The following is a 14142-nucleotide window of genomic DNA, read 5'->3' on the forward strand; positions in this document are numbered from 1 at the left end:
AAGGAACCCCCCACCCCGACCAAAAAAGAAGGAAAGGCTTTGGCTTTGGACCGGGCGGCCCCTTTTTGCGGGGAGGGTGAAAAACCCCACCCCGCTCCTTCGCACCCTGCACGGAACAGGGCCACCGCTCATCCGGGTGAGGTGGTGCCCTATGCGGGGGGCGGCGTCACCAGTTTCGTGGTGCTGGGGTCGACGTCCGCCGTCCAGCTCAGGGTGGGCAGTTGATGACCAAGAAGGCCGTTCATCTCGATGGCCGCCTGGCTCAGGAGGTGGGCGCCCTGGACCGACTGGCCGTCGGCGACGGCGGCGTAGAAGCGGGCGGCGTAGGTGATGGCGTCAACGTCGCCGATGCTGTCGGACATGCCGATGGCGAACGGCACGGTGTCGACCAGCTTCTCGGTCTGCGCCGCGGAATGGCAGGAGTTCAGCAGGACGAGCAGCGGTTTGTCGTCCACCGCGGCAATGGCGCGGGCGAAGGCGCCGGCGCTGACGATGGCACTCTTGTGGAAGCCGTCCTCATCCATCTCGAAGGAAATGAGGTCCTGCGTACTGTGACCGGAAAAGTGCACGATATGCGGGCGGAACCGGGTCAGTGCGTCCAGGAACACCTCCGCGGTCGCGGCTGGATGGACATCCAGGTCGACGAGGTCGCGGTGGGTGGCACTCTGCACCGCCGCACGAATCCTCTGCTGCTCCCGGCCGACCCGCAGGTCTCCGGCGGACGAAGCCGCCAGCAGCAACACCCGCAGCTTCTCCGGCTTCGGGTCCCGCAGTTGCTTCAGCACGGTGCGCACGTCCCCCTCCGTTGTCGACAGGCGGCTCTCGATCTGGCGCTGGCTTGCGGCGGCCCGCCGCTGGGCCTGCTCCTGCTCACGCTGGCGTGCCTTGTCGGCGGCGACCCGCTCGCTCTGCTCCGCCTTGGCCAGTTTGGAGGACAGGTCCGCTGCCTCTCCGCTCAGCTTGGCCGCGGTGGCGCTCCAGGTGCTGGCGTCGCGGGCGGCCTTGTTGGCGTCGTCCTCGTACCGCTGCGCGGCGCGGAGCTTGCTCTGCCGGGTGCTGGTGCTACCGGCTTTCTCGGCAGCCAGCCTCTCTTTCGTGGCCTTCCCCCGCTTGTCGGCCTCTTTCTTACGGAAATCGCCCACTTTCCTCTGCGCGTCGGCATAGGCCTTGTTCTTCCGGTCCAACTGGCCCCGGTAGTAACTAGAGTTCATGCTCATACCTTTCCCTGAAGTTTCTGTCCTCCGGCTCAATCAGGCTATGTGGCCCCACCGACAACAGAGCGTTCGCAAGACGCCCGGGCGTCGGCATCCGACTACAGGTGACCTGTAGCGCCATGCCTCAGGGGCTCTGCGCGGGCCGTGCGGAAGGGGGTTCCTTCACCACCACGGCGTGCCGGACGCCGCCTCGCTCCAAGGACCTGACCGGCTGGTAGGAGTTCGCCGCTCAGCACGCCGCCGCACATGCGCGGGTAGTCACAGCCACCGTCCACGCCAATGCCAGTCGTTTTTGCGGCTCTTCACCGTGCGCTGCCCACCCGGCCTCCGTCCACGCGTTCAACGCGCGGGCGCGCGGGCCGGAGGTGGCCTTCGCGAGCATGGAACTGGCGGGCGGCGGGGCGAGGTTGGTGGCCACCGCTCGTCCTGCGCACGCGGTGCCGGCGCGGACCTGATGTGTCGTCGGGGTCGATGCCCAACATCTCCAGAAGAAAGCGCTGCGCCGGCATCAGCCTGCTCAACACGGCTCGTTGTCCGGCAATCCACATTCCGAGGTCTTCGCCTCGTCCTGCACACCATCACCCCGCCTTGCCCAACGGGCAGGACACCGCCGGCCCTCACGTGGGCACGGGCCAGGCTGTAGCACCCGCTGCCAGTCGACTTCCCACTCTGGGGCCCACGCGGGATCGACCTCGTCCAGCGCCTCCCGTCGTGTCGTGTCTATGTGTGGTGGGTGGTGGTGCGGCAGGCGGGGCATGCCTTGGGGCTTCGGGAGCCGTAGCGGTGGATGGGCGTGGCGCAGAGCATGCATGGGCCGATTTCCCAGGGAGGGCACCTCAGTTCGCGTGCGACGGTGAGGCGTTCGCGGGGCGATAGGTGAAGTGCGATGGGCCTGGTGGGTTGGAGCAGGGTGTCGTCGGGTGCGTGGTCGAAGGTGTGCAGGCCGGTCGCGGAGGTCGTTTCGCGTTGTGGGCGTGGGCTGCTGGTGTGGGGGCCTTCTTCGCCGTAGCGGCAGGAGCTGTCGAGTTCTTGCTCGGTGTAGGTGATGGGTTCGTCGTCGGCCGGGCCGGTTTCGGGCGAGGTGCCGGTGTCGCCGGTGATCTCGCGCCAGCGTTTGACGTCGCGGGCCAGGGCCCACAGGTAGGAGATGCGGTGGGGGTCGTGGCGGTTGCGGGAGCGCACGGGCAGGTGCTCGCCGTCGGCGCTGGTGACGATGAGTTCGTCGAGCGGGGTGGCGCGTTCCTGGGGGATGCACAGGGCGGGCAGGAACCAACCGCTGTGCCACCGGCGGCAGGCCTGACCGGTCTCGGGGCACGCTCGTTCGCTGGAGGGAGTGCATTTCCAGATCTGCAGGTGGCGGACGCCGCCGCGGATGATCAACGCGAGCGGGGAGATGATGCGCTGCCAGGGCACATCGTCGACGCGGGTCCAAGGAGCGCGGTCTATCAGGGCGGAGGTCGCGTCTGCGGTGACCCACAACGGCGCGATGCTGTGTTCACGTGCCCTGGCGGACCGCTTACGGACGGTACCGGGGGTGATGGGGGAGTACTGGGCCTCCCATCCCACGCGAGCGCCGGCCCCGGTCACCAGTACGTCGGTGATCACCCGTCCATCGGGAGACCGCGCCTCGGTCTGCACGTCCAGGCCGCTGCGTGACGCGGTCCGAGCGATCCGCTCCTTCATCGCCTTGTGCTTGTCGCTCTCCTGCGGCGTGGCCACGTGGGTGAGCGGCAGATGCGCCGCCACCCACGACACCCTGCCCGCACTGCGCTGGCGCCGCACGAACATCCACGGCGTCTTGCCGTCCAGTGCGCACTGGCACTGTCCACCCTCGTAGTCCGTCAGGCACTGCAACAGGTCCCGGGGCCGTTGGCCGATGGGCTGGGTGATCTCTTCCAACAGCCCGTCGTAGCCCGGGTTAGCCAGATCTTCACGGTCCAGGTTGATCTTTATGCCGTACCCGGTGTGATACACCCCGTTGGCCATGTAAATGACGGTAAGGGCGTGCGTGCGGCGAGGGAAGAGCGCTGATGCTCCGCACTGACGAGGCCTCTGCAATCCGTAGGCGGCCGCCACCCGGCGCCGAAACGGCCACGTCGTCTCCGCTTGGGCGGGTACGACCCGCAGCGCTGCGGACACGGCAGCTCCCTTCGCGCCTAGTCATGCCAATGACGCGGTGCCGAAAGCGTTTTGGCGCGCGTGAAGCTGCCTCGTCGGCAGCCCAAGAGGGAGGGGGAGGGGCAGGGGCGTGCGGGAGGCGGATCGAGGGGCGCTGCGGCCGTCTTCCGGTGCGGGCGGGTAACTGCCCAGGGTTCGCCGTCTACTTGGCAAGGGTGCGGCCGGTGAGGGTTTTCCGGGCCCGGAGCGCTTGTTCCAGATCGGCGCCGTGCTCGTCGCGAGCGGACGCCGACACGTGGTTGGAGGTTCCCCGGCGCTGTCGTGGGGGCGCCGGGTGGTGTTCCGGCGGTCCGGGGGCGGCGTGTGGGGGAGTGTCAGTGCCCTGGGCTACGGTCCCTGGTGTCCTTGCGGACTGCTTTCGGCTCTCGCCTGGCCTCCAACAGCGGCCAGGCGAGAGCCAGATGCTCGCTCCCCAATGATTCTTCGGCACGAGAGCGGGCCCCTTCCGGATGGAAAGGCCGGCACCGAGGTGCCTTGATTCAATTGACGGGCCTGGGCGGTCCGATTGCAAGGAAAATCCGGAACTTCCACTCTCATACGCGTGAGCTGTGCCGTTCTTGGGCGGGGTGCGGTCACGGATGCTCGTCCGGCGTGCGTTGTGTGACTGGCATTGTTCCGTGAATCACCGATCACGTGGCGTAGCAACTTCCTCACACTCCAAGCTGGTTGCCCTCCGTACGGCGGCCTCGGCACCCGCCGTCGGGGAGCCGTGGCGGCCTCCGGATGGGCCGCGCGGACACCGGCCGGCAACGAGGAGTCTGAGGAGTACTGCATGGAGCGAAAGCCCATAGTGATCGCTGTGGCGACGGTGACGGTGTTCGCCTGGAGCGTGGTGATGGCGGTGCTCGGCCAGGCGGCCGCGATCGTCACCGCCGCCCCGGTACTGGCCCTGACCGTGCAGCAGATCGTCCGCGCGATGCGCGCGCAGAGCGCACCGGCCGGCGGGCGCCGCGTGGCCGCGGTCCCCGAACGGGAGGAGGACGGCGCCCGTGACGAGTCAGTTTGAGCCGCCGCCCCCGCCCATGAAACCGCCCCCGGGCCGGCCGGGCCGCAAGCTCGGACCGATCGCGGACAGCGTGGGCAGCGCCCACCGCGCCTGGCTGGAGCCGATGCGGGAGACCTACCTCACCCGCGGTCTGACCCTGAGTGAGCTGAGCGGACGGGTCTGCCTGGCGAAGTCGAAGATCTCCGAACTGCTGCGCGGCACCGGCCTCTACCCCCGCTGGGAGATCATCTTCAGCCTCTCCGTCGAGCTGAAGATGCCCTATGCGCCGCTGTACCGGCTGTGGCGGCAGGCCGCGTTCGAGGCCCACAAGAGCCGGGAGTGGGTGCAACGCTCCAGCGAGAAGAGCGCCATGACCGCCACCCACGCGGCCCCGCCCCTGGACCACCGGGCGTTTCGTGAGCTGGTGGAGTACGACTACGTCCACTACGCCCAAGTCTTCCTCCTGGACGCCGACCAGTGCGACACCGTGGTGTCCGACACCTTCGACATCCTCTGGCTGTGCTGGAACGACGCCCTGGCCAGCCCCGACACCAGGCGGTTCGCCTGGAACGTGCTGCGCGCCACGGTCATGTCCCGCACCCCGCACCTGGACGGCCGGCCCGAGCTGGGCCGGGCGGCGTTCGACACCGTCACCCTGCGCACCCTGCCCTCCGAGACCGACCGCATGGAGCAGGTCGCGGAAACCCTGGAGCTGTTCACGGCGATGAGCCGCCTGCCCGACCAGCACCTCGATGTCATGGTGCTACGCCGCCTGTGCGGGATAGGCGACCAGGACGTCGCCACCCTCCTGGGCCTGCCGCTGGCCACCGTGCGCTCCGACGAACGCCACGCGGTGCACTTCCTGGAGAGCGTGATCTGCCCGCAGCCCGAGACCGAGCAGTCCGAGACAGAAGGGATTACCTCATGACCCGCATCGACGACATCCTGTCCCGGGCCCTGCTGGTGCGCGGCCACACCGTGCCCCGCGACATCGTCCCCGCCCGCGAGCCGGCGCCCAGCCGTCACGGCCGCCCTGCCGACGCCGTCTCCCAGGCCTCGGCCGGGGCGGCCGAGGACCTGCGGGCCCTGTGCGAGACCCTGCTCACCCACACCCCCGCCACCGCGGTCGCCGAGTTCGTCACCGACCAGGTGCCCGCCCCCCGCAGCGCCCTGGTCCTGGCCTGTGTCCTGCAGCTGACCGACACCGACGACGGCGCGCGCTTTTGGTGGCAGTACGCGGCCGGCGCCGGGCAGGCCGCGGCCGCCTACTGCCTCTACCTGCACCACCTGGCCCTGGGCGAGGACGACACGGCCAAGTGGTGGCACCGCCAGACCGACGACGTCCAGCCTCCGCCCGGCCCTCCCGCCCCGGAAGACGACGTGTCCGGCGACGCCTGGCACCCGGCCGAGCACCGGATCACCAACACGTCCACCTCCACCATCCTCAGGATCCTGCGCCACCTGGCGAAATACACCGCCCGGCACCGCCCGGCCGCCGTCAGCGCCCTCATGGGCTACGTCCCGACCGCGGTCGCCGCCGGATACCTGCGCCAGCCCGAGATAGAACTCCCCGTGCCCGGACCCGACTTCGCCAAGCGGATCAGCCTGCTGCTCGCCGCGGCGGCCGCACGGCCCGACATCCCCGGCAGTGTGTCGGCCCGGTCCGAGACCCTCTACCGCACCTGGGCCGACATCAAGCCCCCTGCAAGCCTGTCCTCTGTTTCGGAACGGGTGCAGCCTCACGTGGGGGAGAGCGCAACCCGCTGACCACGCCGCCGGCCCGTGCCCTGCGAGCAGACAGACCACAGGGCACGGGCCGGCGCTGCTTGGGGTCGTCGATCTGGGCTCCCAGGGGGCAGTACGGGTACGTCACCAACGTCGGCTTCGCCGCCCGTGCGGCCCGCAGTTCCCGATGAGCCGAGGCATGGAGCCGGTAACGCTCGGCGTATGTGACGCCGAGCGCCTCCCGGATCTCGCGCTACCGCACGTCACACCGTGCTTCAACGGATCAGCGAGCGCAGAACGGGAACGCTGAGCCCGAACGAGCCCAGCCCGGCAAGGACCACACCGGCGGCCGGTGTGCCGTTCAAAAACGTGAGGCCGCCCGCAATCAGCCCGACAAAGGCCGCCGACAGGAGGACGATGGCCGTGTGCATCGTCATGAACGGTCCGGGATCGTGCGGGGGAGGCGGCGTAGGTGAACTCACGTGGCTGTCCTTCTGGTTGTCGGGGCGTCAGTGCTGCTCTTAGGTCGGCCACGGCCCGCTACCCCACGGATTTTCGTGCCGATGCCGCTCTAAAGAATCTTGAAAAAGTCCGTGGGGTACCCGGGGGCAGCCCACTTACAAGGGGTCGTCTTCGTCACCGGCCGTGGCAGCACGGGAGCGTGCGAGTGGGCTGACGCGGTCGGTGAGGGAGCCGGCCCCTCGCGTTAGCGGGGTCGGGTCGACGACCGAAAGGGGAGGAGATGCAGGGCGACAGCGCGGGCGGGGAGGCCGCGGCCGCGCGCGCCCGGGACCTACAACCTTCAGACGAGTCCAGGCAAGGTGACCTGGGCGCGCCGGTGCCGACCAGTTTCGACGGGATGACCCCGCAGCAGCAGCGTGAAGCACAGCGCATCCAGGAGAGCATCGACCGGAGAATGGCGGACGAGCGGCTCCTGCAAGTGCTGTCCAAGGACGCCTTCACGGGCCCCCGGTACGACCGGTTCGTTCACGAGCTCGTCCGGTACGGGATCTCGGTGCTGCGCGCGTGGATGCACTCCGGCTATATCTTCAAGCTCGTCGCCGAGCGCGGCTACGGGCTCAAGCCCCACGAACTGGATCTCGAGGAGCTGGCGGCCAACAGCGAGCTGAGGGAGGAACTGGCGACCATGACCGTTGCCCTCGCCCTGCCCCGCTTCCGCCAGCGCGCGTTCGTCGACGGAGGCTGGTCCTCCCAGGGCGGCGCCAGCATCACCACCTACTTCATGGGGGCCTGCGCCTACGACTTCCCCAACGAGTTCCGCAAGTACCGTGCCGCCGAGGAACGGCAGCGGCGCGCGCTGCGCCAGCAGCAGGAGCAATACCAGCCGCCGGTCAGCTCCCTCAGCGTGGCTGACGAAGTGCTCGGCAACCAGCGGGTGCTGGACGACCTCAACCGCATCAGCGACGCACGCACGAAAGCAGCGGTGGCACTCAGGCTCGACGGCTACACCCAGGCCGAGATCCAGGAAATCATCGAGGCAACAAGCGAGCGGGCGGTGGAGGCCCTGATCTACCGGTGGCGGACCAAAGCCAAGCGCCAGCTGGCGAGGGAGGACGGGCAGCATGACTGACGACGAGTCCTTCGACGATCTGATGGCCCAGAGCTCGCTCGGATCCACAGGAGCACAAGGCCTTCGCGCACGAACGTCCCCGCAAGCGGCCCGGCTGGCTCTACGGATCGCGGAACTGCGCCAACTCCTCGACGCCGCCTCCCACAACGATGATCCAGCCGCCCTGCTGCGTGCCGACGCACTCTGCGAGACGGCGCTGGCGGACCTATGGATCAGCCGGCAAGGCGAGGACCGGTCGCTCGTCGCGGCCGCCGAAGCCCACGTACGGCGCGGGCGGCTCGACGAAGCGCTCGACGCCTTGGCCCGGGCGAAGCACGCTTTCAAGAAGGCCGACGACTGGGAGGCAAGCGCCCACGTCCAGGCCGCTGCGACCGCCCTGCTGATCCGCACCGGACGCAACACCGAGGCGCTCGACGCCCTGCGTGAGATGTCCAGGATGCTCAACTCCCGCACCGAGTCCGTTGCCCGTCCTCCCACCCCCACCGGCCAGCCCCGGCCAGACACAGCACCACCGAGGCCGCGCCCAACCAGCTTCGGGCAGCTGCACGGACCCGTCCTGACGGCGCACGCGGCCGGCGGCAGTCCCCAGTGGGAACTCCGCTACGGGCTACTGCTGGCGGTCGGCGTGCAGGGTTTGGGCGGAGCCGATCAGCGGACCCGGCGCCACGCCCACGAGTCGATGCTGCGCCTCGTGAACGAGGCGGCCGACGTGGCCCGGCTCGACCCCGCGCGGTGGATGACGCAGACGGGCGAGGACGCGCTGCTTGCTCTCTTGCCCGCGGACGTCCCCGCGCCCACGCTGGTCGATACCTTCATGCGCCAACTGGTCGCTGGCCTGAAGGCGGTCAACCACGCCCGGGGGCGACAGTCCTGGGTCCGGCTCGGAGCGGCCGTCCACCAAGGGGCGGTTGCGCCGGGCGCCAACGGCTTTGTGGGCCGGGCTGTGATCGAAACCGTCCGCATCCTCGACTCGGCACCCCTGCGCACCGCCCTGACCACGACACCGGATGCCTGTCTGGCGGTCGGGGTATCGGCCGCCGTCTTCCGTGACGTCGTGCAGGAGGCTGCTCCTGTCATCCAAGCGCAGGAGTTCCGGCAGGTGCAGATCCAGGAGAAGGAGTTTCGAAGGGATGCCTGGATCTGGGTCCCGGGGGCCAGTGTGCCGCACCCGGAAACCGGGCCGCAGGAGAGCCTGTCCGCGGATGTAGGGACGGCCGAGGGTTCCTTGACCACCACCGGGGAACGCATCGTTGGGCGGCCGCCTCTTGGCGCAGACGTCAGCGATCAAACCGCCGGCCAGTAAGCAGAGTGACAGGGGGCCATCCGCTACCCACGCACGGCTACAAGAACGCCTGGCTGCTGGGGGCGATGGATCCAGTCCGGTACAGCCGCCGTTCACTGCGTCCTGAGCTCCGGCACATTGTCGGCGAGGTCCGCGCTCGTCCCGGGACAACAAGTCCGCGATGAGGGGCTGAAGGGGCCGAGATCCGGGAAACGCCCGCACATCGGAGCAGCATGGCCCGGATGGCCCTCCAGGCCGTCCGTCCGCCGAGGTGGTCGTGGACGGGGTGGGCCGACGGGCAGCGAGCGAGGACGAGTCCGCCGGGCTGCGGCGGCGTCGCCGTCGCCCTGGCCCGCTGGAACGGCGCGGCCATCCCGGCGGCACTCATCCAGGGCGGCATCGCCTTCGCCGGCAATCTCACCCTGTGCCGCGTGGTGCCCGCCTTCCTGCGCAACAGCCCTGAGTGAGTGAACAACGCCCTGCAGCCGCCGTGTTGACGGGGTCCGGCCCGGCCGATGCCGGGACACCGCCCGGGCCATACGTCCCCGGGGGCAGCGGCCCGGCCGGCTACCGGCCCCTCACGGCATGGTGAAGAAGATCTTGAGGGCCTTCACGTGCGTCTCGCCGTCCAGACCGGCCAGCAGCCGCAGAACGATGGGACCGACCTCCTCGGCCGGAGTGATGCGGCGCACCGTCGTCACCAGGCGCTGTACGACCTCCTGCAGCAGGTCCGCCTCCGGAGCGACGAGCCGGACGGTGTGCTCTGCGTCGTCGAGGAGCAGAGGGAGAACGGATCCATCGGCCAGGGAGAACAGGGTCCAGGCCACGAGCGTGCCGGCGACCGCGGGCACGGTCGGCGCGGTGGCGACCAGGCACAGGCCCTGGAGCGCGGCGAGGCACCACCTGGCGGCTGTTTGGGGATCCTTCTTCTCTGCCTGTGCCCTGATCGACATGGTGTAGGTGCGCCATCCGTCTGCCAGGGGCTGCCATGTCGAGGGGCGGGTGAAGAGGAAGGCCGCATAGCCGTCGGGATTCCACTGCTCGCTGCGGGCGATCGCGAGCAGCCGGTCGCGTACCGGCAGCTCCGCCACGGGCAGGGCCATGAGCCGGCGGTAGGACTCCTCGAGAGCGTCGGCGGGAAGCGCTCCGTCCTGGACGAGGGCCTGTAGCAGGTGAAGACTGCCGAACGCGGATACCCCCTGGCTTCGAGCGAAGGCACGCAACGCGGCGTCATCGGCGAGCAGGCCGACCCCGAGGTCACGGGCGAGACGGATCGGCGCGCTCCACGCCCGCAGGTCCTCGCTGCTGTCGTCGCCGGGCACGTCGGGCAGAACGTCACATGCGTCGACAGCAGTCGCCAGGGCGTGCGCCTGATCGCTCCAGGACTGGGTGATCTCCTTGGAGTATTCGGTGAACGCGGGTTGCTGCGTTCGAGGATTCCACCCGAGCCAGCCGGAGCTCTGCATGCTCAACGAGGAACGGGCCTGCAGGATGTCGTCGCGTTGTGGGGCGGCGACGAGAAGCTGCTCGAAATGGGCCGCCAGCTGCGTCGTGGGCGTCAGCGCGAGGGGGGAGAAGAACAGGGCTGAGGTGTCCACGACCACCGACGTGTCCAGGGCGCGTCGGGCCGCGGCAATCTCCTGGGCGCAGATGTCATCATCCGGATCGCGGATCACGTAGCAGCCGATGGTGTTGCGGATCAGCATGTCTGCGTGACTGCGGCCAAGCAAGCCGGCGCAGGCGCCGATCGGGATCTGCCCGGTAACGGCCGCCCGCTGCATCTGCTGCACCGCGTCCGCCACTGGCGCCACGCGAGCTTGGAGAAACTCCTGCAGGCCGGTGAGGGCATCGTCGATCGGAACCTGCTCGATCAGCTTACTGTGCGGGAAGTGCTCGAAGAACTGCTGGTGCAGCTGCCGGGCCTGGGCCAGCAGCTGGTAGTCGGTGTCCTCCCCGGACGGCATCAAGAAGGCGGTCATCACGGCTGTGGCGACCAGTTCCTCGTCGTCCGGGAAGGCCTGCGCCGCTTGGGCAGCCATGTTCAGGATCTGCGCCTGCGTGATCGGTGGTGCGCCTGCCCGGCCCGTCTTACCCTCCCCTCTCACCGACGGCGCGATGGTGCGCAGCACCGAGGCGATGAGCCGTGCCTGGCTGCGGTCCGTCGCCTCCAGGGGCGGCTCGGTGCGGATGACGTCGTAGGCGTCGTGCATCCGGCGCAGCTGATGCAGGGCGTACACCTGGGCCCACCGGTACTTGACCAGGCTGGCGTCCCGGTTCGGGTCGCCTTCGGCGATCTCTTCATCCGTGATGAGCCGCTGCGCCTGGTTCAAGGCGGCGTTCCAGTCCTCTCGGCGCGACGCCGCTTCGAGGAGGATCTCCCGGGCGGTTCGCCGGCGGGTGGCATCGGTACTGGCGGCGAGGGAGGACGCCAGACGTTCCGCGTCCTCCAGGGCCGCGCTGGTCATGGCCAGGAGCGCGGCTGAAAGCAGGTGGCGTTCGTCGTGACCGTGGCGCAACGCGAAGCGCTCCAGAGCCTTGACGGCGTCGGCAGCCTTGCCCTGGTGCAGGAGCACCTGGACTCGGATGTGCAAGGCCGCATCGGAGTCGGGATAGCGGCGGGCGAGGATCAGTGCCTGGGTGACGTTGCCAACCGAAAGATGTTCCTGGGCGCGGACCATGTCGGCGCTCTCCGCATCGAGCGCCTGAAGCTGGGACAGTTCATTTTCGTCCAGCGTCGCGACCAGCGACAGACCGAGCAGGACCCGCAGCTTTTGCTCCTCCCGGCCGCTGGAGGCGATCTCGTTGAGCGCAGCACGGAATTCGGTGGCGGCCTCGGGATGAGTTTCCTTCCGTGTGGTGAGCGCGAGCGCGGTCGCATGCCGTCGATCGATGGGGTCCTCGATCTTGGCGGCCAGTTCGAGCGCCATGCCGGTGTGACCGACGTGCGCGGCCAGTCCCGCTGCTGCCTCCACCACGGCAGCGGTCGCCGCCTCCGCTGCCTCGGCGGTTCCGGCAGGCGGGGGCAGAAGCATCACCAGGGCGCCGGGGGGGTCGCCCTTAAGAGCCCGTGCCTGCGCGGCGAGCACCAGTGCCTCACAGGTAGGGCCGCCCCAGTCCCGGCGGCGGCCGCGCGCGCTGAGCGCGAGATCCTCTGCGCGGGTCAGTGCGGCGTCCCGGTTGAAGCCTGCGACGCGGCTGTGGGGCCCGGCCGCCTTCGCGAACAGAGTCTTCGCCAGTTCCGTCTCCACAGTGGCGGCTCTCGGCCCGGTCAATGCCGCAACCGCTGACACGTTCGCGGCATGGCGGCGATAGGTCGGGAAGCCGGCCGTGACGTCCTCCAGCAGGACGTGAGCGGCGTCGATCTGGTCCGGGCTCTCACGCAGGAGCATGGCCGCAGTCAACGTGAGGGTCAGCCGGGTGGATTCGAGGAAGGCCGGGTAGAGGTTGGCGAACTCCTCGACGAACGCTCCGAACGCGTCATCCGGCCGAGTAGGCGCCGACGTGGCACCGAGCCCGGCCAGAACCGGCCTCGGCAAAGGCAGGCCGAGCGTGTCCGCCACCGCCAGCAGGGCCGGGGCCACGGCGGTGTTGTCGCTGCCGAGGCCGGCGCGATAGTACTCCCACAGCGGGCGGCCGGCGGGCTCGGCCATCTCCGCGCGCGCCAGCAGCAGTTGGCTTCGCTCCGTATCGCCGCCTCGCGTGGCGACGACAGCCCCCCGGCACAGCAGATACGCCGACAGCAGGTGGCCCTGCCAACGCTCTGCGGCCTGCTCGAAGAACCAGGAGGCGGCCGGGTGCTCATGTGCGCAGGCGAACTCGGCCACCAGCACCCACAAGGGGCCGCTGTCCTCATCGCGGAAGGCCTGAGGCGGCCGGTGCCTGAAGCGGCTGAGCCACGTGGCGGGCTGACTGCCCAACTCCACCAAGTCCTTCAGGACCGTCGTAGCACGAGCACCGGCCAGCGGCTCGGCCCACTCGTAGGCGAGCGCCACCATCGGAGCCGTACGCAGCAGCAACTGAACAGGCGACAGATCGGTGGACGACGGTGCCCTGCCGGCCGCCGCGGCAGCCACTGCCGACCTCGGGAGATCCTCCGGCTCAGCCCGGCGCAGCAGGGCGAACGCGAAGGCCGCAGCGTGGTGGGCTGCCCGCGGCTGCCACTCGCGGTCGGCGGCGGGCGTCTTGTTCTCGACGCAGTCGGAGATGCCACGGACGGCGAGCGCGACCAGATCTTCCCTGTAGGCGGTCTCATACAGTCCGAGCGACTCCATGTCCACGGCCGCCACGTCATCGAAGGAGGTGCGCAGCTTGTCCATCAGCGCCGAGCGAACGTCGGCATGCACGACCGAGCCCGCGGCGATCGGTTTGATCTCCACGCGGGGTGCCTCGCCGCGGGCGTTGAGGGCCTGACCGGCACTCAGCTCAGTTTCCCAGTCGTTGCGCCGCACGTCCATGGCGAGCTGCACGACACCGTGGGCAGCGAGGAAGGACAGCGGTCGCGTCCGGTGGACCGAGCCCTGGGGCTCGTCCCGGACGTCCTTGCCGCTGTGCAGATCGTAGACCCGGTCGGCGACGACGAGATCGCCGAGCACCAGGTCGTCGGGCTTGGCGGAGGCGGCGACCCCCACGAACAGCACCAGGTGGGGAGCAAGGGCCGCGGTCACGGCCGCGGAGGCGATGGCCGTGCGGGTATTGCCCGCACCCAACTCCGCTACGTACACCCGCCAGTCGGCATGCTCGCCGGTATAGTCCCCCACCTCGAAACGCGTCGTCCCCACACGGGCGGGCTCGCGATCGGGCAGGTGGGAGACCACCGCCTCGTACTCCAGTTGCAGGGCGGTGAAAATCACCACCGTCAGACGGGGCCGCAATCGGTGCTCGCCTGCCTCCTCTGCTGCAGACCCGGCCGGCTCATGCAGCCAGTTGTGCATCATCGGGTTTCCCGCATCGATCCGCCACAACGTCGAGCGACCCTGCGCGCTCGACACCACGAAGCCGGCCTTCTGTAGCAGCTGAAGCGTGGATGTCGCCGTCGTGGGGGAGACCCGCAGCGCGCGCGCCAGGGCACGCCCGCTCACCGGAGTACTGGAGGCGGCGAGCGATTCCAGCGCCAGGAAGGCCGTCTCGCCCAGCAGGGCGCGCAGTTGGTCAGCCGTCGACGTCACTC

Annotated in this window: 10 protein-coding genes; 6 read left to right on the forward strand and 4 right to left on the reverse strand. The window is 69.4% G+C overall.

What is annotated here, in order from left to right; genetic code table 11:
• Positions 1-149 precede the first annotated feature (149 nt).
• Complete coding sequence (locus ACFU97_RS34885; protein ID WP_384264597.1) at positions 150-1217, reverse strand: hypothetical protein; 1068 nt, start codon at positions 1215-1217, stop codon at positions 150-152.
• A 717-nt stretch (positions 1218-1934) separates the two neighbouring features.
• The gene (locus tag ACFU97_RS34890; protein ID WP_384264599.1) at positions 1935-3200 is read right to left on the reverse strand and encodes a hypothetical protein; all 1266 of its coding nucleotides are present in this window, start codon (positions 3198-3200) and stop codon (positions 1935-1937) included.
• A gap of 964 nt (positions 3201-4164) precedes the next feature.
• On the opposite strand from ACFU97_RS34890, the gene ACFU97_RS34895 reads away from it, so the two are divergent.
• From ACFU97_RS34895 to ACFU97_RS34905, 3 genes are read left to right on the forward strand one after another with little or no spacing between them, the layout of a single operon-like run.
• Positions 4165-4398 (forward strand): hypothetical protein, encoded by a 234-nt coding sequence (locus tag ACFU97_RS34895; RefSeq protein WP_384264600.1) that lies wholly within the window; start codon positions 4165-4167, stop codon positions 4396-4398.
• Positions 4382-5305, forward strand: coding sequence for an RNA polymerase sigma factor (locus ACFU97_RS34900; protein ID WP_384264601.1), 924 nt, complete (start codon positions 4382-4384; stop codon positions 5303-5305). Before ACFU97_RS34895 ends, ACFU97_RS34900 begins: the two co-directional genes overlap by 17 nt.
• On the forward strand, positions 5302-6144 hold the full coding sequence (locus tag ACFU97_RS34905; protein ID WP_384264602.1) for a hypothetical protein: 843 nt from the start codon (positions 5302-5304) through the stop codon (positions 6142-6144). Before ACFU97_RS34900 ends, ACFU97_RS34905 begins: the two co-directional genes overlap by 4 nt.
• Positions 6145-6377: 233 nt before the next feature.
• On the opposite strand, the gene ACFU97_RS34910 is transcribed toward ACFU97_RS34905, so the two are convergent.
• Entirely contained in the window at positions 6378-6539 is a 162-nt protein-coding gene (locus ACFU97_RS34910) for a hypothetical protein (RefSeq protein ID WP_384264603.1), read from the reverse strand.
• Between the two features lie 305 nt (positions 6540-6844).
• Between ACFU97_RS34910 and ACFU97_RS34915 the strand changes: the two genes are divergently transcribed.
• From ACFU97_RS34915 to ACFU97_RS34925, 3 genes are all read left to right on the forward strand, one after another.
• Entirely contained in the window at positions 6845-7693 is an 849-nt protein-coding gene (locus ACFU97_RS34915) for a hypothetical protein (protein WP_384264604.1), read from the forward strand.
• Entirely contained in the window at positions 7686-8996 is a 1311-nt protein-coding gene (locus ACFU97_RS34920) for a hypothetical protein (RefSeq protein WP_384264606.1), read from the forward strand. Before ACFU97_RS34915 ends, ACFU97_RS34920 begins: the two co-directional genes overlap by 8 nt.
• 221 nt (positions 8997-9217) lie before the next feature.
• Entirely contained in the window at positions 9218-9442 is a 225-nt protein-coding gene (locus tag ACFU97_RS34925; RefSeq protein ID WP_384264607.1) for a hypothetical protein, read from the forward strand.
• Positions 9443-9553: 111 nt separating this feature from the next.
• Here the strand turns inward: ACFU97_RS34925 and ACFU97_RS34930 are convergent, their stop codons facing one another.
• A complete protein-coding gene (locus tag ACFU97_RS34930; RefSeq protein WP_384264608.1) occupies positions 9554-14140 on the reverse strand; it encodes a hypothetical protein in 4587 nt (1528 codons plus the stop codon).
• Positions 14141-14142: the final 2 nt, after the last annotated feature.

The sequence above is a fragment of the Streptomyces sp. NPDC057616 genome (assembly GCF_042800575.1).
In the GTDB taxonomy this organism is placed as follows: domain Bacteria; phylum Actinomycetota; class Actinomycetes; order Streptomycetales; family Streptomycetaceae; genus Streptomyces.

Excerpts from the sequence above, each read along its gene's own strand:
- ACFU97_RS34925 (WP_384264607.1), top strand. The coding sequence starts at position 9,218 with ATGGCCCTCCAGGCCGTCCGTCCGCCGAGGTGGTCGTGGACGGGGTGG.
- ACFU97_RS34920 (WP_384264606.1), top strand. The coding sequence starts at position 7,686 with ATGACTGACGACGAGTCCTTCGACGATCTGATGGCCCAGAGCTCGCTC.
- ACFU97_RS34915 (WP_384264604.1), top strand. The coding sequence starts at position 6,845 with ATGCAGGGCGACAGCGCGGGCGGGGAGGCCGCGGCCGCGCGCGCCCGG.
- ACFU97_RS34895 (WP_384264600.1), top strand. The coding sequence starts at position 4,165 with ATGGAGCGAAAGCCCATAGTGATCGCTGTGGCGACGGTGACGGTGTTC.
- ACFU97_RS34910 (WP_384264603.1), bottom strand. The coding sequence starts at position 6,539 with ATGACGATGCACACGGCCATCGTCCTCCTGTCGGCGGCCTTTGTCGGG.
- ACFU97_RS34890 (WP_384264599.1), bottom strand. The coding sequence starts at position 3,200 with ATGGCCAACGGGGTGTATCACACCGGGTACGGCATAAAGATCAACCTG.
- ACFU97_RS34885 (WP_384264597.1), bottom strand. The coding sequence starts at position 1,217 with ATGAGCATGAACTCTAGTTACTACCGGGGCCAGTTGGACCGGAAGAAC.
- ACFU97_RS34905 (WP_384264602.1), top strand. The coding sequence starts at position 5,302 with ATGACCCGCATCGACGACATCCTGTCCCGGGCCCTGCTGGTGCGCGGC.